The 17,768-nt window shown below is 71.2% G+C and carries 16 protein-coding genes; 4 read left to right on the top strand and 12 right to left on the bottom strand.

What is annotated here, in order from left to right; all coding sequences use genetic code 11:
- Positions 1-607: 607 nt before the first annotated feature.
- Complete coding sequence (gene tyrS, locus AB4Y78_RS10570) at positions 608-1,879, bottom strand: tyrosine--tRNA ligase (RefSeq protein WP_259921457.1); 1,272 nt, start codon at positions 1,877-1,879, stop codon at positions 608-610.
- 182 nt (positions 1,880-2,061) lie between these two features.
- Between tyrS and AB4Y78_RS10575 the strand changes: the two genes are divergently transcribed.
- Both AB4Y78_RS10575 and bfr read left to right on the top strand, forming a co-directional pair.
- Positions 2,062-2,283 carry a (2Fe-2S)-binding protein gene (locus tag AB4Y78_RS10575; protein WP_259921460.1) on the top strand — a complete coding sequence of 74 codons (222 nt, stop codon included), beginning with the start codon at positions 2,062-2,064 and terminating at the stop codon, positions 2,281-2,283.
- Positions 2,270-2,758 carry a bacterioferritin gene (bfr, locus tag AB4Y78_RS10580; RefSeq protein ID WP_007925953.1) on the top strand — a complete coding sequence of 163 codons (489 nt, stop codon included), beginning with the start codon at positions 2,270-2,272 and terminating at the stop codon, positions 2,756-2,758. The genes AB4Y78_RS10575 and bfr overlap by 14 nt, the downstream gene beginning before the upstream one ends.
- Here the strand turns inward: bfr and AB4Y78_RS10585 are convergent.
- The 11 genes from AB4Y78_RS10585 to AB4Y78_RS10635 are packed head-to-tail and all read right to left on the bottom strand — an operon-like array spanning position 2,745 to position 15,583.
- On the bottom strand, positions 2,745-3,374 hold the full coding sequence (locus tag AB4Y78_RS10585; protein ID WP_259921463.1) for a DNA-3-methyladenine glycosylase: 630 nt from the start codon (positions 3,372-3,374) through the stop codon (positions 2,745-2,747). The two genes, bfr and AB4Y78_RS10585, sit on opposite strands and share 14 nt — an antisense overlap.
- A 1-nt stretch (position 3,375) precedes the next feature.
- Complete coding sequence (gene argH / locus AB4Y78_RS10590) at positions 3,376-4,824, bottom strand: argininosuccinate lyase (protein WP_259921466.1); 1,449 nt, start codon at positions 4,822-4,824, stop codon at positions 3,376-3,378.
- Positions 4,821-5,333 carry a hypothetical protein gene (locus AB4Y78_RS10595; protein ID WP_007925948.1) on the bottom strand — a complete coding sequence of 171 codons (513 nt, stop codon included), beginning with the start codon at positions 5,331-5,333 and terminating at the stop codon, positions 4,821-4,823. Before AB4Y78_RS10595 ends, argH begins: the two co-directional genes overlap by 4 nt.
- Complete coding sequence (gene argF / locus AB4Y78_RS10600) at positions 5,330-6,268, bottom strand: ornithine carbamoyltransferase (RefSeq protein WP_259921471.1); 939 nt, start codon at positions 6,266-6,268, stop codon at positions 5,330-5,332. The genes AB4Y78_RS10595 and argF overlap by 4 nt, the downstream gene beginning before the upstream one ends.
- On the bottom strand, positions 6,265-7,473 hold the full coding sequence (locus tag AB4Y78_RS10605; RefSeq protein WP_259921473.1) for an acetylornithine transaminase: 1,209 nt from the start codon (positions 7,471-7,473) through the stop codon (positions 6,265-6,267). Before AB4Y78_RS10605 ends, argF begins: the two co-directional genes overlap by 4 nt.
- Complete coding sequence (gene argB, locus AB4Y78_RS10610; RefSeq protein ID WP_007925943.1) at positions 7,470-8,426, bottom strand: acetylglutamate kinase; 957 nt, start codon at positions 8,424-8,426, stop codon at positions 7,470-7,472. The genes AB4Y78_RS10605 and argB overlap by 4 nt, the downstream gene beginning before the upstream one ends.
- A gap of 14 nt (positions 8,427-8,440) precedes the next feature.
- Complete coding sequence (gene argJ / locus AB4Y78_RS10615; RefSeq protein ID WP_441714838.1) at positions 8,441-9,592, bottom strand: bifunctional glutamate N-acetyltransferase/amino-acid acetyltransferase ArgJ; 1,152 nt, start codon at positions 9,590-9,592, stop codon at positions 8,441-8,443.
- Complete coding sequence (argC, locus tag AB4Y78_RS10620; protein ID WP_441714890.1) at positions 9,589-10,638, bottom strand: N-acetyl-gamma-glutamyl-phosphate reductase; 1,050 nt, start codon at positions 10,636-10,638, stop codon at positions 9,589-9,591. The genes argJ and argC overlap by 4 nt, the downstream gene beginning before the upstream one ends.
- 55 nt (positions 10,639-10,693) lie before the next feature.
- Positions 10,694-13,207: a phenylalanine--tRNA ligase subunit beta gene (pheT, locus tag AB4Y78_RS10625; RefSeq protein ID WP_441737118.1), complete on the bottom strand. Its 2,514-nt coding sequence runs from the start codon at positions 13,205-13,207 to the stop codon at positions 10,694-10,696.
- Entirely contained in the window at positions 13,207-14,301 is a 1,095-nt protein-coding gene (gene pheS, locus AB4Y78_RS10630; protein WP_007925939.1) for a phenylalanine--tRNA ligase subunit alpha, read from the bottom strand. Before pheS ends, pheT begins: the two co-directional genes overlap by 1 nt.
- Positions 14,302-14,356: 55 nt before the next feature.
- The gene (locus AB4Y78_RS10635) at positions 14,357-15,583 is read right to left on the bottom strand and encodes a hypothetical protein (RefSeq protein ID WP_441714842.1); all 1,227 of its coding nucleotides are present in this window, start codon (positions 15,581-15,583) and stop codon (positions 14,357-14,359) included.
- A 103-nt stretch (positions 15,584-15,686) separates the two neighbouring features.
- On the opposite strand from AB4Y78_RS10635, the gene AB4Y78_RS10640 reads away from it, so the two are divergent.
- Together AB4Y78_RS10640 and AB4Y78_RS10645 are read left to right on the top strand one after the other, a co-directional pair.
- The gene (locus AB4Y78_RS10640) at positions 15,687-16,133 is read left to right on the top strand and encodes a Fur family transcriptional regulator (RefSeq protein ID WP_265229603.1); all 447 of its coding nucleotides are present in this window, start codon (positions 15,687-15,689) and stop codon (positions 16,131-16,133) included.
- A gap of 41 nt (positions 16,134-16,174) precedes the next feature.
- On the top strand, positions 16,175-17,737 hold the full coding sequence (locus AB4Y78_RS10645) for a catalase (protein WP_441714844.1): 1,563 nt from the start codon (positions 16,175-16,177) through the stop codon (positions 17,735-17,737).
- The last annotated feature ends 31 nt before the right edge of the window (positions 17,738-17,768 follow it).

A 17,768-nucleotide genomic window follows, 5' to 3' on the forward strand; every position in this document is an offset into this window, starting at 1 on the left:
CCAATCCATAACCCAACAAAGGGCTGAACCATGACTGAGCAAGAACAACCAGCGCAATCGCTGTTTGATTCATTGTCAACCAAAGGAAAAAAATTCGCTCGACCAACCACACCCAACCCCCACAACGAGGACCAGGCACAATCAGCCAAGACGAGGTATTGGCATCGATTTTTGACACGCTGTTGAGTTCTCAAGATTCACACGCACACCCCACACAACCCACCACATCAGGCGAACCGCACAAGGGGCAACTTCTCCAACTTACCGCTGTCCATGCTTGGGCGTCAATTCCGTGACCCGCTCTCGGAGCGGCCGGAAACCTTCGCGCTTGGATCTTCAGCGGTGGCCCACCGTAGCAGTCTCGCTGCTCGGCTCCAAGTCCACCTCCCTGACCGCAACGGCCAGATCCCATGGACCAAGATTCACTGGGCTGTCAGCCTGCGGGACCGGCCTGCCTGGGGCGACTGCAAGAGCCACCACTTGGTGTCCGTTCCTCCCTCTCGGGCTGACATCGAGAACACTAGATCACGCCCACCACAGAAACCAAATCGGCGCCCGCTCCCCCCATTTTTCGGGGCGCAGGCGTCGATAGGTGGGCGTGGCGAGGTCACACGAGACGCGCCGCCGCCAGGTTCTTGCGGCCTCGCCGCAGGATCGCGACGCGGCCGTGGAGGTAGTCACCCGGACCGAGGGTGGCAGCGGCGTCGCCCAGCTTGGCCCCGTTGACCGAGACCGCCCCGTCGGCGATAGCCCGCCGGGCGGCCTTCTTCGAGTCCACCAGACCGGTGGCGACGAGCGCATCCACGACAGCGGTGCCGACCGGGACATCGGCACCCGGCAGCTCAGCGGTCGCGTCGACCAGGGTCGACTCGTCGAGTGCTGCCAGGTCGCCCTTGCCGAAGAGCGCCTCCGAGGCCGCCTGCACCGACTCGGTCGCATCGGCCCCGTGGACGAGTGTGGTCATGTCTGCAGCCAGAGCGCGTTGCGCCGCCCGCCGGAAGGGCTCGTCCTCCACGAGTCGCGCGAGCTCGGCGATCTCCTCCTGCGTACGGTCGGTGAAGACCTTGAGCAGCTTGACGACCGAGGCGTCCTCGACGTTGAGGAAGTACTGGTAGAAGGCGTACGGGCTCGTCATGTCGGCCGACAGCCAGATGGCATTGCCCTCGGACTTGCCGTACTTCACCCCGTGCGAGTCGGTGAGCAGGGGCGAGGTCAGCGCGTGGACCGAGACGCCCTCGGCGCGATGGATGAGGTCGACACCGGCGGTGAGGTTGCCCCACTGGTCCGACCCTCCGAGCTGCAATGTGCAGCCGTGGGCGCGGTAGAGCTCCAGGTAGTCGAGCGCCTGGAGCAGCTGGTAGCTGAACTCGGTGTAGGAGATGCCCTCCTGGCTCTCCAGCCTGGCGGAGATCGCGTCCTTGCGAATCATCTGGTTGACGCGGAAGTGCTTGCCGACGTCCCGCAGGAAGTCGAGCGCACTCATGGGCGCCGTCCAGTCGAGGTTGTCCACGAGGATCGCGGGGTGGTCGACGCCGGAGCTGCCGTCGAAGTCGAGGAAGGGCTGGACCAGCTCCTTGATGCGAGCGACGTTCTGCGCCGTGTGCTCCTTGGTCCGCAGCTGACGCTCGCTCGTCGGCTTCGGGTCCCCGATGAGCCCCGTCGACCCGCCGACGAGGCAGATGACCCGGTGCCCCGCCCGCTGCAGTCTCCGCAGGGCGACGAGCTGGACGAAGTTGCCGAAGTGGAGCGAGGGCGCCGTCGGGTCGAAGCCGCAATACACCGTGATCGGTCCGTCGGCGAGGGCCTGTCGCAGGGCGGCCTCATCGGTGGTCTGCGCCACCGCTCCGCGCCACTGCAGCTCGTCGAGGATGTCGGTCACGGTCGTCTCGGTCCTTCCGGGAGGTGCCGGGTGCGCGGTCGCGCGCCCCGCCCCAGCCTGCCATGCGCTCCCCCGCAGGCCGGCAGCCACTCCGGTCCCGGCATGTGGAACACCCGGTGCGGAAGCCTCCCTTCGTCCGGTTAAGGTATGCCTCACCTCATTGAATCGAAGGGAGGGGTCTCGTGATCGTCTGCCACTGCGCCGTCGTCGGTGACCGCGCGATCGCCGACGCTGCCGCTGCGGGAGCCACGACCCTCTCCCGGGTGTGTGCAGCAACCGGTGCCGGTCGCGATTGCGGGGCCTGTGTCTTCTCCGTGCGACGGATCCTCTGCGAGCATGTGGGGAGTGAGGCCGATCACGGTCTCTCCACCACGCCCGCGGAGGTAGACCGTGCAGCCAGCTGACCCCAGGATCGTCACCCTCCTCAACGAGGCGCTCACGCTCGAGCTGAGCGTCGTCAACGGCTACTTCCTCCACGCGCGGATGCTCGACAACTGGGGCTTCCCGCGGCTGGGCAAGGTCTTCTACGACCTGTCGATCGGCGAGATGAAGGACGCCGACGAGCTCATCGAGCGGATCCTCATGTTCGACGGCCACCCCAACGTGCAGAAGCTCAACAACATCCCCATCGGCGAGGACGCGCGGGAGATGCTCGACCTGGCTCTCGCGAGCGAGATCACGGCCGTCGCCCAGTTCAACGCGGCAGCGAAGGAGTGCCACGACCTCGGCGACCACGCGACCGCATCGGTCTTCGAGGAGATGGCCCGCGACGAGGAGCGGCACGCCGACTGGTTCGAGGCCCAGCTGGACGCGATCACCCGCATCGGCCTGGAAAACTACCTGGCCCAGCAGGTCGACGTCGGGGTCAACCCCGCCTGACCCGCGGTCGGCCGGGACGGTACGGCGACACCGACGGCTCGTCCGCCAGCCAGTACCGCCACGGGTACCGCTCACCGTCACCGCCGAGGCCGGAGACGCCCACCCGGGGTCCGGTCCTGATCCGCTCGGCGGCGACCGGCTCGGCCGGCGCGCGCAGCACGAAGGGGGCACCGCGCCCCACGACGGCCGCACCGTCGTCCTCACCGACGATCCCCAACGCCCGGGTCAGCCTGCCCGGGCCACGGGCCAGGTCCCGCCGTCGCACCCCGGGGCGCCGCTGCTCGACGACGCCGTACCCGGCCACGACCTCACCGGCACGCAGGAGGACGGCGGCGCACTCCCCCTTCGCCCCGCACACGATGTTGGCGCACCAGTGCACTCCGTAGGACCGGTAGACGTACAACCGGCCCGCGGGACCGAACATCACCTCGGTCCGCGGCGTCATGCCCCGGTAGCCGTGCGAGCCGGGGTCGTCGACGCCCCAGTACGCCTCCACCTCGGTCAGGCGCAGGGCGACCGGACCGGCGACGAGGTGGCATCCGAGGAGGGAACGCGCGACGGTCAGGGGGTCGCCGGCCAGGTCTCCCCGGGTCAGACGACGCCCCTGACCGGACACGTCAGCGAGCCTCGATCCGGCTGGCGGCGAAGGCCTCCAGCTCGGCGAGTCGCGCCGCCGCGTCCTCGAGCTGCTCGGCGACACGGGCCGGGGCGGTCCCGCCCTTCGCGTCCCGCGAGGCGAGGGAGCCGTCGACCGACAGCACCTCGCGCACGTCGGGCGTGAGGTGCTCGCTGATGCCCGAGAGGTCCTCGTCGGAGAGGTCCCACAGCTCGATGCCGCGCTCCTCGCAGACTCGCACGCAGGCCCCGGCCACCTCGTGGGCGATGCGGAAGGGGACCCCCTGGCGCACCAGCCACTCGGCGATGTCGGTCGCGAGGGAGAAGCCCTGGGGGGCGAGCGAGGCCATCCGCTCCCCGTGGTACGTCATCGTCGCCATCATCCCCGCGAAGGCCGGGAGCAGGACCTCGAGCGTGTCGACCGCGTCGAAGACCGGCTCCTTGTCCTCCTGCAGGTCGCGGTTGTAGGCGAGCGGCAGCGCCTTGAGCGTCGTCATGAGGCCGGCGAGATCACCGACGAGGCGGCCCGCCTTGCCCCGGGCCAGCTCGGCGACATCGGGGTTCTTCTTCTGCGGCATGATGCTCGAGCCCGTGGAGAAGGCGTCGTCGAGGGTGACGAAGGAGAACTCCTTGGTGGCCCAGAGGATGACCTCCTCGGCCAGACGGGAGACGTCGACCGCCGTCATCGCCGCGACGAAGCAGAACTCCGCGACGAAGTCGCGCGAGGCGGTCCCGTCGATCGAGTTGTCGACGGACCCCGCGAAGCCGAGGTCCGCCGCCACGGCCTCGGGGTCCAGCCCGAGGGAGGAGCCGGCGAGGGCTCCTGAGCCGTAGGGGCTCAGGGAGGTCCGCTCGTCCCAGTCGACGAAGCGCTGCACGTCGCGCAGCAGCGGCCACACGTGCGCGAGCAGGTGGTGGCTCAACAGGACCGGCTGGGCGTGCTGGAGGTGGGTGCGCCCGGGCATGGCGACGTCGATGTTGGCCCGCGCCTGGTCGAGGAGCGCCCGCGCCACGTCGAGGACGAGCCCGGAGACGATCCGGGCGTGGTCGCGCAGGTACATGCGGAAGAGCGTGGCGACCTGGTCGTTGCGCGAGCGGCCGGCGCGCAGCCGCCCACCGACGTCGGCCCCCGCCCGCTCGATGAGACCGCGCTCGAGCGCGGTGTGCACGTCCTCGTCGTCGAGTGCCGGGGCGAAGGCCCCCGACTCCACGTCCGCCGCCAGCTGTGCGAGTGCCTGAAGCATCGCGTCGAGCGTCGCGTCGTCGAGCAGACCGGCTCCGTGGAGGACCCGGGCGTGGGCGCGGGAGCCGGCGATGTCGTACGGGGCAAGCCGCCAGTCGAAGTGCGTGGACTTGCTGAGCGCGGCGAGCGCATCGCTCGGTCCGCCGGCAAATCGCCCGCCCCACAGGCTGACCCGCTCACCGGTCGTCACGGTCTCGTCCTGGGTCACGGTGCCTCCTGGCTGTCGGTGGTCTGGGCCAGGCCCAGCAGCTGTGCGGTGACGGCGGCTCCCTCGTCGGGGCCACCGGTGATGATCATGATCGTGTCATCCCCCGCGATCGTCCCCAGCACTCCGGTCAGGCGGGCGTGGTCGATCGCCGAGGCGAGGTAGTTGGCCGCTCCCGGCGGGGTGCGGACGACGACGAGCTGGGCACTCGCCCGGGCCGTGACGAGGAGCTCCTCGCACAGCCGGCGGAGCCGGTCGTCGTACTCGGCCGGGTCGACGGCCGCGCGCGGGGTGCGGTCTCCCCCTTCGCCCGGGATGGCGTAGACGAGGTCACGCCCGACGCGGACCTTTTCCGCACGCAGCTCGAGCAGGTCGCGCGAGAGGGTCGCCTGGGTGACCTCGATGCCGTCGTCGGCGAGCAGGGCGAGCAGCTCCGGCTGGCTGCGGACGGCGTGCTCGCGCAGTAGCTCGGTGATGCGGGAGTGCCGCCCCGGCCGCGTCGTCACGGTCACGACGACGAGCGCAGGAGGAAGGTGAGCAGCGCCTTTTGCACATGGAGCCTGTTTTCGGCCTCGTCCCACACGACCGACTGCGGGCCGTCGATGACGTCGGCGGCGATCTCGAGGCCCCGGTAGGCGGGCAGGCAGTGCAGGACAATGGCCTCGGCTGCGGCGCCGGCGAGCAGCTCACCCGTGACGGCGAAGGGGGCGAAGGGGCTCGCCTCGCCGGTGCGGTCGCCCTTTTCCCTTTCCATGCCCATCGACACCCACGTGTCGGTGGCGACGACGTCGGCTCCCTCGACGGCCGTGGCCGGGTCGTCGGTGACGAGCACCGAGCCGCCCTGCTCGGCCGCGATGCGCTCGGCGCGGGCGAGGACGTCGGCGGACGGCTGGTGGCTCGCAGGAGTGCCGATGCGCACGTGCATGCCGGCGAGGGTGCAGGCGAGCAGGTAGGAGTGGGCCATGTTGTTCGCCCCGTCACCGACGTAGGCGAGGGTCAGCCCGCGCGTGCTGCCCTTGTGCTCACGGACGGTCAGCAGGTCGGCGAGCAGCTGGCAGGGGTGGTAGTCGTCGGTCAGCGCGTTGACCACCGGCACGTCGACGTGGTCGGCCATCTCCTGGAGGCGGTCCTGCCCGTGGGTGCGCCAGACGATGGCGCTCACCTGACGGCCGACGACCCGGGCGACGTCGGCGACGGACTCACGGGTGCCGATCTGGGCGAGGTTGCCGTCGACGACCATCGGGTACCCGCCGAGCTCGGCGACACCGGTCGTGAAGGACAGCTGGGTGCGCAGCGTCGGCTTGTCGAAGATGATCGCGACGGCCTGCGGGCCGGCGAGCGGCTGCTCCGCGTGCCGGTCGGCCTTGAGCGCAGCAGCGAGGTCGAGGACCTCGGCCTGCTCGGCGGCGGTCAGGTCGTCGTCGGCGAGGATGTGGCGGACGGTCATGCGGACTCCTTGGCGGCCTCGTCGAGGATCGCCGGGAGTGTGTCGACGAAGGACGAGAGCTGGTCGGTGGTGATAGTCAGGGGCGGCGCGAGTCGCAGCGCATCGGGCGCCACGGGGTTGACGATGACGCCGTGCCGGCGGGCGACGAGAGCAGCGACCGGGGCGATCGGACGGGCGAGCCCGATCGCGCGCAGCAGACCGGCCCCGCGGACCTGCGTGACGAGCGGGTGCTGGAGCGCCTCGACGGCCGCGACGAGGTGCTCGCCAGCCGCGACGGCGTGCTCGATCAGGCCCTCCTCCTCGATCGTCGCGATCACCGCGAGGGCCGCGCTGCAGGCCAGCGGGTTGCCCCCGAAGGTCGAGCCGTGCTGGCCGGCGGTGAGCAGACCGGTCACCTCGGCCCCGAAGGTCACGAGGCCACCGATGGGGACCCCGCCGCCGAGTCCCTTGGCGACGGTGATGGCGTCGGGGACGACGCCCTCGAGCTGGTGGGCGAACCAGGCCCCGGTCCGACCGATGCCGGTCTGGATCTCGTCGAGCACGAGCAGCGCGCCCGCCTCCCGGGTGATCTCCCGGGCTTCCGCGAGGTACCCGGCAGGCGGGGTGACGACCCCGGCCTCGCCCTGGATGGGCTCGAGGAGGACCATCGCCGTGTCGGGACCGACGGCGACCCGCAGCGCGTCGACGTCGCCGGGGGCCACGTGCGTCACGCCCGGCAGCAGCGGCTCGAAGGGCGCCCGGTAGGCCTCCTTGTGGGTGAGGCTCACCGCGCCGGTGGTGCGGCCGTGGAAGGCGCCCCCGACGGCGACGATGCCGGTGCGACCCGTGCGTCGCGAGAGCTTGATCGCCGTCTCGACGGCCTCGGAGCCGCTGTTGCAGAAGAAGACCCCGGACCCCTGCGGTGCCCGGGCGACGCGCAGCAGCGCCTCGGCGGCCTCGATCTGGGCGGGGGTGGTGAAGAAGTTGCTGACGTGGACGAGCTCGCCGGCCTGCTTCGAGATCGCGGCGACGAGCTCGGGGTGACCGTGACCGAGCGCGTTGACCGCGATGCCGCCGAGGAGGTCGAGGTAGCGCGTGCCGTCGACGTCCCACACGTAGGCACCCTCACCGCGGGTGAGGACGAGGCCGGGCAGACCGAAGACGCCGATGTGGCTCGCGCGGTAACGCTCGAGCAGGGCCTGGTGGGCAGCGGAGACATCGGTCACGACGGGCTCCCTTCGCTCTCGTCGCGCGTGGACTCGTCGGGCAGGATCATCGTGCCGAAGCCTTCGTTGGTGAAGAGCTCGAGGAGCATCGAGTGCGGCTGGCGGCCGTCGACGACGTGCGCCTGGGGCACACCCTGCTCGACGGCACGGATGCAGGCCTCGAGCTTGGGGATCATCCCGGAGTCGACCCGGCCGAGGAGGTCGCGCGCTCCGGAGGCGGTGAGGTGGGACAGGAGCGAGTCGCGGTCCGGCCAGTCGGCGTAGACCCCGTCGACGTCGGTGAGAACGACGAGCTTGTGCGCCCGCAGGGCGACGGCCAGTGCCGCGGCGGCAGTGTCGGCGTTGACGTTGAGCACCTGGCCGTCGACGTCGAGATCGGGCGCGATCGTCGAGACCACCGGGATGCGACCGGCGTCGAGGATGTCGAGGACGGCTGCCGGGTCCACGGACTCGACGTCCCCGACGAGCCCGATGTCGACCGGCTCACCGTCGACGACGACACCCTTGCGGCGGCCGCCGAAGAGGCTCGCGTCCTCGCCGGAGAGCCCCACTGCGACGGGGCCGTGCTGGTTGAGCAGGCCCACGAGCTCGCGGCCGACCTGGCCGGTGAGCACCATGCGCACGACCTCCATGACCTCTGGGGTCGTCACCCTCAGGCCACCCTTGAACTCGCTCTCCAGACCGAGGCGATCGAGCATCGCCTGGATCTGCGGGCCGCCACCGTGGACGACGACCGGCCGCAGGCCTGCGTAGCGCAGGAAGACGATGTCTTCGGCGAAGGCCGCCTTGAGGGCATCATCGGTCATCGCGTTGCCGCCGTACTTGATGACGACCAGGGCACCGCGGAAGCGCTCGAGCCAGGGCAGGGCCTCGACGAGGGTGGTCGCCTTGGACTGGGCGACCCGCAGTGCGGCGGCGTCGATCGCGCCGCGCAGGGTGGATTCAGCAGACATGCTCGTCGGTCCGATCAGGTGGAGTACGCAGAGTTTTCGTGGACGTAGTCGTGGGTGAGGTCGTTGGTCCACACCGTCACCTCGTCGCTGCCGGCGTGGAGGTCGACCTCGACGCGGACCTCGCGCTGCTCGAGGTCGACGAGCGTGCGGTCCTCGCCCACTCCCCCGGCGCGACAGACCTGCACGCCGTTGATCGAGACGTCCAGCTGCGCGGGCTCGAAGGCCGCCCCGGTCGTGCCGACGGCCGCGAGCACGCGGCCCCAGTTGGGGTCCTTGCCGAAGATCGCGCACTTGAAGAGGTTGTTGCGGGCGATGCTGCGAGCGACCTCGAGCCCGTCGGCCTCGCTCGCCGCCTGGTGGACGACGATCTCGATGTCGTGGGCCGCGCCCTCGGCGTCGCCGATGAGCTGGCGGGCCAGGTCGGCGCACACCTCGCGGATCGCCTCGGTGAGGTCGGCCGGGGAGACCGCGGTACCCGACGCCCCGGAGGCCATGGCGACGACGGTGTCGTTGGTCGACATGCACCCGTCGGAGTCGATGCGGTCGAAGGTGGTCCGCGTCGCCTCGCGCAGCGCGGCGTCGAGGTCCTCCGCGGAGGTCACCGCATCGGTCGTGACGACGACGAGCATCGTGGCGAGTGCGGGGGCGAGCATGCCAGCCCCCTTCGCCATGCCACCGACGCTCCACCCGTCGCGGGCGGCGGCCGCGGTCTTGCTCACGGTGTCGGTCGTCATGATCGCCTCGGCGGCGGACGCGCCGCCGTCGGTCGCGAGGGCGGCGCCGGCAGCGGTGACCCCGGCGACGAGCTTGTCCATCGGGAGCAGCTCACCGATGAGACCGGTACTGCACACGACGACGTCGCCGGCGGAGACGCCGAGCACCTCGGCGGTGTGCTCGGCGGTGGCGTGGGTGTCCTGGAAACCCTGGGCACCCGTGCAGGCATTGGCGCCGCCCGAGTTGAGGACGACCGCGTCGGCCCGGCCGTCGGCGAGCGTCTGGCGCGACCACGTGACCGGTGCCGCTTCGACCCGGTTGGTCGTGAAGACCGCAGCGGCGTGGTGGTCGGGCCCGTCGTTGACGACGAGCGCGACGTCGGGGCGTCCGCTCGGCTTGAGGCCTGCGGTCACACCGGCGGCGCGAAATCCTGCGGGGGTCGTCGTGCTCACGGGGCCACTCCTGTCGTGGGAAGTCCGGTGGTCTCGGGCAGGCCGAGGGCCAGGTTCATCGACTGGACGGCCGCGCCCGCCGTCCCCTTCGTCAGGTTGTCCTCGGCGGCCACGGCGACGACACGGCCGCTGCGCTCGTCGAGGGCGACCTGGACGTGGACGAGATTGGAGCCGACGACGCTGCCGGTGTGCGGCCACTGACCCTGCGGCAGGAGGTGGACGAAGGGCTCGTCGGCGTAGGCCAGCTCCCAAGCGGCGCGCACCGTCTCGGCCGTCGCGCCGGCGGCAGCGCGGGCCGTCGTCGTCGCGAGGATCCCGCGGGGCATCGGCGCGAGGGTGGGGGTGAAGGAGACGCGGGCGGCGCGCCCCGCGGCGCGGGCGAGATTGCGCTCGATCTCGGGGGTGTGCCGGTGGACCCCGCCCACACCGTAGGGGCTCATCGCCCCCATGACCTCCGAGCCGATGAGGTGCGCCTTGGTCGACCGGCCGGCGCCCGAGGTCCCCGAGGCGGCGACGACGACGACGTCGTCGGGATCGACGACACCGGCTGCCAGACCGGGGGCCAGGGCGAGGCTCGCGGCGGTCGGGTAGCACCCGGGGACGGCGATCCGACGCGCCCCCGCGAGGTCGCCCCGGTGCTTGGTGCCGTCGGCCTTGACGAGCTCGGGCATCCCGTAGGGCCAGGTGCCGGCGAAGGGGGTGTCGTAGTAGTCGTCCCAGTCCTGCTCGTCGTCGAGACGGAAGTCGGCTCCGCAGTCGACGATGACGACCTCGTCGGGCAGCTGCTGCGCGATGGCCGCCGAGTGGCCGTGGGGCAGAGCGAGGAAGACGACGTCGTGGTCGGCGAGCACCTCGGCGGTCGTCGGCTCGAGCACGCGGTCGGCAAGTGGCTGCAGGTGCGGCGCGAGGTCACCGAGGCGGGTGCCCGCATTGCCCGATGCCGTGAGGGCACCGATCTCGACCTCGGGATGGCCGAGCAGGAGGCGAGCGATCTCGGCCCCTGCGTAGCCGCTGGCTCCGGCGATGGCTGCGGTGATCACCTGCATGACCATACGCAGGCACGCTATTTCATGCAAACGCGTATCGGCGGCGGTCCTTGGGTCAGCGCTGCTGGGCCCCCGTGGCGGAGGCCGCGGAGGCGACCGCCTTGTCACGCAGGGCGGAGACCTCGTCGGTCTTCAGCGTCCGGCCGGCCCGGAAGGTCAGGCGATAGGCGAGGGACTTGCGCCCCTCCCCCACCTGGTCGCCCCGGTAGACGTCGAAGAGGGTGAGCGACTCGAGGTCGTCTCCGGCACCAGATCGCAGTGCTGCGGCGACAGCCGCCGCCGGCACGCCCTCGTCGACGACGAGCGCGACGTCCGTGTTGGCGACCGGCTGGGTGGACAGCTGGCCGGGCTTCACCGGCTCGCCGGAGGCGGCAACGATCGCGTCCAGGTCGAGCTCCGCTGCGACGGTGCGCTCGGGCAGCTCCAGTCGCGAGCAGACCTTGGGGTGCAGCTCGCCCGCGTGGCCGACGACATCGCCACCGGGCACGGAGATCGCCACGCAGCGCCCGGGGTGGAAGGGCTCGCGCTGGGCGGCCTCGACACCCAGCTCGACACCGATGCAGTCACCGATCGCCCGCACCCAGCCGACGACGTCGGTGGCCTCGACGGGCCGCGCCGGACCGTGCGGCCCCGCGGGCAGTGCGGCCCCCGACGCGGCGATGGCGACGTGCCGCGGCTGGGCCGGGACCCCACCGGTGATGCGCGCCAGGGTCTCCGCGTCGGGCTCGACCCCACCCGGAGGCAGGGGTAGCGGCGTGATGCCGCCGGCCGTGACGAGCCCGATCTCGTAGAGCGCGACATCGCGGTGGCCCCGGGAGACGTTGCGTCGCAGCGTGTCGAGCAATGTGTCGAGGATCGAGGTCCGCATGAGCGGGGCCTCGTCCTGCAGCGGGTTGGCCAGGCGCACCGTCGTGCGTCGGGCGTCGTCCGCGGCGTAGCCGAGGGCGTCGTGGCGCTCCTCGGAGGTGAAGGGGTAGGACAGCACCTCGACCAGGCCGGTGGCCGCGAGCGTGCGGGCGACCGTGCGGCGGGCCCGCTGACTGTGCGTCAGGCCGCGGCCGGCGCTGGCCCGGGGCACGACCGACGGGATCTGGTCGTAGCCACGCACGCGGGCAACCTCCTCGACGAGGTCGGGGCCGTCGACGAGGTCGGGTCGCCAGGTCGGCGGGGTGACCCGCAGGAGCTGGCCCTCGTCAGCCACGTCGCAACCGATCGCGGTGAGGGTCGCGACGACCTCCTCGCGGGGGTAGTCGAGCCCGATGTACCGGCTCGGCAGGCTCGGGTCCAGGGCGATCGTCGCCGGCTCTGCGGGGCTCCCGACGTCGGTCGCCGTCGGGTCAGCCGTGCCTCCGCCGTGCTCGACGAGGAGGTCGACGGCGAGCTGGGCGGCCGCCGCGGTGACCGCGGGGTCGACGCCGCGCTCGAAGCGCTTGGACGCCTCGGTCGCCAGCCGGTGACGCCGCGCGGAGCGCGCCACGGTGACGGAGTCGAAGTGCGCGGCCTCGACGAGCACGTCGGTCGTGGTGTCGTCGACCTCGCTCGTCGCGCCGCCCATCACGCCGGCGATCGCGAGCGGGGTGGTGCCGCCGTCGGTGATCAGCAGGTCCTCGGGCACCAAGGTCCGCTCGACGTCGTCGAGGGTCGTGAGCGTCTCACCCGCGCGCGCCCGGCGCACCTCGATGGCCCCGGAGAGCTTGGCGAGGTCGTAGGCGTGCAGCGGCTGGCCGAGCAGCATCATCACGTAGTTGGTGACGTCGACCGCGAGGGAGATGGGGCGCATGCCGACCTCGGTGAGCCGGCGCTGCATCCACTCCGGTGAGGTCGCCGTCGCGTCGATGCCGCGCACGACCCGCGCGACGAAGCGGTCGCACCCGGCCACGCCGTCGACCGGTGTGTCGTCGGCGAGACGCACCTCGTGGCCCGGCCCGGTGGGCTCGGCCACCGGCAGGTCCGCCGGGTCGACGAAGGGGGTCCCCTCCGACAGCGCGTACTCGCGGGCGATGCCGCGCATGGAGAGGCAGTACCCGCGGTCGGGCGTGACGTTGACCTCCACCGTCTCGGCGTCGAGGCCGAGGACGGGGATGAGGTCGTCGCCCGGCGCCAGGCCCGTGACGACGTCGGCCGGCAGGTGCTGGGTGAGCACGATGATGCCGTCGTGGTCCTCGCCGAGACCGAGCTCCATCGCGGAGCAGATCATGCCGGCGCTCACGTGCCCGTAGGTCTTGCGGGCGGAGATCTCGAAGTTCCCCGGCAGGACGCCACCGGGCAGGATCACCGCGACGAGGTCGCCCACGTCGAAGTTGTGTGCGCCGCACACGATGCCCTGCGGCTCGCCGGTCCCGTTGGCAGCGCCCACGTCGACCTGGCACCAGTTGATCGTCTTGCCGTTCTTCTGCTCCTCGGGCGTGCGCTCGAGGACCTTGCCGACGACGAGGGGGCCGGTGACCTCGCCACCGATGATGCCCTCCTCCTCGAGGCCCACGCGCACGAGCGTGGCGGCGACGTCGGCCCCCTTCGCCTGCGGGTCGACCTCGGTCAGCTCACGGAGCCACTCGATGGGTGCCCGCATCAGATCTCCATCCCGAACGCCGCCGAGAAGCGGACGTCTCCCTCGATGATGTCGCGCATGTCGGCGACGCCGTGGCGCAGCATGAGCGAGCGCTCGATGCCCAGGCCGAAGGCGAAGCCGGTGTACTCGTCGGGGTCGATGCCGGCGGCGGCGAGCACGCGACGGTTGACCATGCCGGAGCCCCCGAGTTCGATCCAGCCGGTGCCGCCGCAGGTGCGGCAGCCGGTGTCGGCGCCGCGGCACACCCAGCACTGGCAGTCGATCTCGGCACTCGGCTCGGTGAAGGGGAAGTAGTTGGGGCGCAGTCGCGTGACGATGCCCTCGCCGAAGAGGCCCTGCACGAAGGCGTCGAGCGCCCCGCGCAGGTGGGACATCGTGATGCCCTTGTCGACGACGAGCCCCTCGAACTGGTGGAAGACCGGGGTGTGCGTCGCGTCGAGGTCGTCGGTGCGGAAGACCTTGCCCGGGCACAGGACGTAGATGGGCGGCTCGCGGTCGAGCATCGTGCGGATCTGCACGGGCGAGGTGTGGGTGCGCAGCACGACGCCGGCATCGCTCGGCTCGACGAAGAAGGTGTCCTGCTCACCGCGCGCGGGGTGGTCGGGACCGATGTTGAGCGCGTCGAAGGTCAGCCACTCTGACTCGATCTCGGGACCCTCGGCGATCTCCCAGCCCATGCCGACGAAGATGTCCTCGACCCGCTCGGTGACGAGGCTGATCGGGTGCCGCGCCCCGAGCCGCTGGTAGGGGCTCGGCACGGTGAGGTCGAGGGTCTCCTCGACGAGGATCCGCTCGTCACGCTCGGACTCGAGCTCGGCCTGACGGGCCGAGAAGGCCTGCCCGACACGGCCCCTCGCCTGCCCGACGCGCTTGCCGGCCTCGGCCTTGGCGCTCGGCGGCAGTGCGCCGATCTCTCGGTTGGCGAGCGCGAGCGGGCTCTTGTCGCCCTGGTGCGCACCGCGGATCCGCTTGAGCTCGTCGAGGGTGGTCGCGCCCGCGGCGGCGTCGAGCGCGGCCTGCACGGCGTCGTCGATCACCTGCGGGTCGAGGGCGGCGACCTCGACCGGGTCGTAGTTCGTGTTGGGTCCAGACACGAGGCCCGAGTCTACGTGGGGACGAAGGGGGCCCGCCCCCGGGTTTCGAGGTCGATCACTTCCTCAGGTCGTGGACGGTGAGGCGGTCCCGCGGGTCGGTGTCGCCGACAACTCGGTCGACGATGAAGTCCGGCCCGGGGTTGTCGTCGTACTTGTCGGCCCCGGACTCGTAGAGCTGGTAGAGGCGGCCGTCCACGACCACCGACCCCTCGGCCATGTTGGGGATCTCCTGGGAGCGCCCGTTGTCCTGGGTCCAGCCGCCGTCCCGGGCGAAGTCCTCCGCCGAGACCCGGGTGAGCGTCGACTCGTTGTTGCGCCCGTAGCTCGAGGAGTAGTAGGCGTTGCCGGCCTCGTCGAAGGAGACCCCCTGGGTCTGGGGCGGCACCTGGTATGTCTTCGGGTCACCGGTCGGGCTGCCGTCCGCCCCGATCTCGTACTCGTACATGGTGCCCGGGTCGTCGTCCCCCTTGGTGAACTGCGTGACGTACAGCTTGTCGTCGTGCACGGTGACCGTGGAGTGCGCCTTGGTGTCGACGGTGTCGATGGGCTCCGCCGTGTGCACGACGTCCATCGTCGGGTCCCCGCCCCAGGCGGCCCCCGGGTTCGGGATCGTCGTCGTCTCGGGGTTGCGCAGGTCCTCGGTGCGGTACACCTGTGTGTTGCCACCCCCGGAGACGTAGGTGTACTCACCGTTGACCGTGACCCCGCCGTAGTGGTCGAGCCCCTCCAGCGGGACCCGCGAGGTGACCTCGCCGGTCTCCCGGTCGACGAAGACGATCTCTCCGTCGGTGTCGTCGTCCTCGTCGTAGAAGGTGTAGACGAGCTCGTCGTCCGCCTCGTTGTACCCGAGCCCCTGCGGGATCTGGCCCTTGTCCCTGAAGGGGATCTTCGGTCCGTCCTCGTAGTCGTCGGGCAGGTCGAGGGAGTCCGAGGGCGGACGACCGGGGTTCCCGCCGAGCGCCGCGGCGCCCAGCCCGCCGCCGGTCCCGAGGTCGAAGGGGGCGCCACCCCCGTCGCCGCTGGCGGACCGCTGGTCCGCAGCCTGCCCCTTGGCCCGCTGACCGACCGCCCGCAGCAGCTGGGCAGCCGACGCCAGCTGCTGCTGCGCCCCCTGCCAGTCCCCCACGAAGCCCTCGAGATCAGGACCCGACCACGCGCCCACCAGCACCGCGATCCCCGACGTACCCGAGCCGAGCACCTCTTCGACCCGGTCCCCCTCCGCACACAAGGCATCGCCGATCGCGTCGAGCCGGTGAGGGTCGTTGCCGTGGGTCACTGCCATGAGCGGTCAAGGTAGTCCGTGTCGGCGCCGCCGGCGATGGGGAGCGCTCCCCGGCCCGGTCGTTATCTTGACTGATTCAAGTCTTGGTGGGACTCTGGTGGCGATGAGCACGATGATCGAGACCGAGGCTGCCGCCGACCTGCTGCGCACCCACGCGCTGCGCGTGACCGCCCCACGCGTCGCCGTCCTGCGCGAGCTGTCCGCGATCCCCCACGCCGACGTCGACACCATCGCCCGTGCCACCCGCGAGCGACTCGGGTCCGTGAGCACCCAGGCGGTCTACGACATCCTCGGCGCGCTGTCCGCGCACGGCCTCGTCCGCAAGTTCGAGCCGGCCGGCCACCCGGCCCGCTTCGAGCTGGAGCTCGGCGACAACCACCACCACCTCGTCTGCCGCACCTGCGGCACGATGATCGATGTCGAGTGCGCGCCCGGCAAGGCACCGTGCCTCGATGCCGCCGACGACCACGGCTTCGCCATCGACGAGGCCGAGGTCATCTACTGGGGCACCTGCCCCGCGTGTGCGGCCGCTGCGGTCGCCACCCCCTGACCAGCACTGCACCCCACCCCACCGAGAAAGAGGAGCAGCAGATGTCATCCACCCCTTCCACACCGGAGCCCCGCTCGGACGCCCGAGGGACGCTCGACGTCTCCGGGCCGTCGACCCAGCTGGGCGGCGCGCCCACCGTGAGCGACCGCAACAGCCTCTCGGTCGGCAGCAACGGGCCCCTGCTCCTGCACGACACGCACCTCGTCGACATGCTCGCCCACTTCAACCGGGAAAACATCCCCGAGCGCAAGCCGCACGCCAAGGGCTCCGGCGCCTTCGGCCGCTTCGAGACGACCGCCGACGTCTCGCAGTACACCAAGGCCGCGGTCTTCCAGCCGGGCACGACGACGCGCATGCTCGCCCGCTTCTCCACGGTGGCCGGCGAGCTCGGCTCCCCCGACACCTGGCGCGACGTGCGCGGCTTCGCGCTGCGCTTCTACACGAGCGAGGGCAACCTCGACCTCGTCGGCAACAACACCCCGGTCTTCTTCCTGCGCGACCCGCTGAAGTTCCCCAACTTCATCCGCAGCCAGAAGCGGCTGCCCGACAGCGGGCTGCGCGACAACACCATGCAGTGGGACTTCTGGACCAACAACCCCGAGTCGGCCCACCAGGTCACCTACCTCATGGGTGACCGCGGCCTGCCCCGCTCGTGGCGCCACATGAACGGCTACGGCAGTCACACCTACATGTGGGTCAACGGCTCCGGCGACAAGTTCTGGGTCAAGTACCACTTCCACACGCAGCAGGGAGTGCAGGGCCTCACTGGTGACGCCGCCGACCGGATCGCCGGTCAGGACGCGGAGTTCCACCGCCGCGACCTCTTCGAGGCGATCGCGCGCGGGGAGGCCCCGCAGTGGAAGCTGTCGGTCCAGGTCATGCCCTACGAGGACGCGAAGGACTACCGCTTCAACCCCTTCGACCTGACCAAGACCTGGCCGCACGCCGACTACCCGCTCATCGAGGTCGGCACGATGACCCTCGACGAGAACCCGGTGAACTTCTTCGCCCAGATCGACCAGGCGGCCTTCGCCCCGAGCAACACCGTGCCGGGCGTGGGCTTCTCCCCGGACAAGATGCTGCTCGGCCGGGTCTTCGCCTATGCCGACGCCCACCGCGCCCGCATCGGCCCGAACTTCCACCAGCTGCCGGTCAACCGCCCGGCCGTCGAGCGGGAGAACCACTACTCCTTCGACGGGCCGATGCGCTACGAGCACTCGGGCGCCGCGCCGACCTACCACCCCAACAGCTTCGGTCGCCCGGTCGCGGACTTCGAGGGGCCGGTCGACGACGGGTGGGAGGCCGACGGCGCCATCGTCCGCTCGGCCTACCATCTGCACGCCGAGGACGACGACTTCGGCCAGCCGGGCACGCTCGTGCGGGAGGTCTTCGACGACGCCCAGCGCGACCGGCTCGTCGACACGGTCGTCGGCTCCCTGGCCGGGGTCGAGGACCCGGTGCTCTCGAGGGTCTTCGAGTACTGGACCAACATCGACGCGACGATCGGGCAGCGCATCCGTGACGGCAAGGCCGCCGCGGACGAGTCCCCGGTCGACCCGGGTGAGGTCCTCGGCGGGCAGGAGACGCACGCCGCCCAGGGCTGACGCCGGCACGACGAAGGGCGCCGCCCCCGAG

It is taken from the genome of Janibacter sp. RAF52 (assembly GCF_052114035.1).
Classification (GTDB): domain Bacteria; phylum Actinomycetota; class Actinomycetes; order Actinomycetales; family Dermatophilaceae; genus Janibacter; species Janibacter hoylei.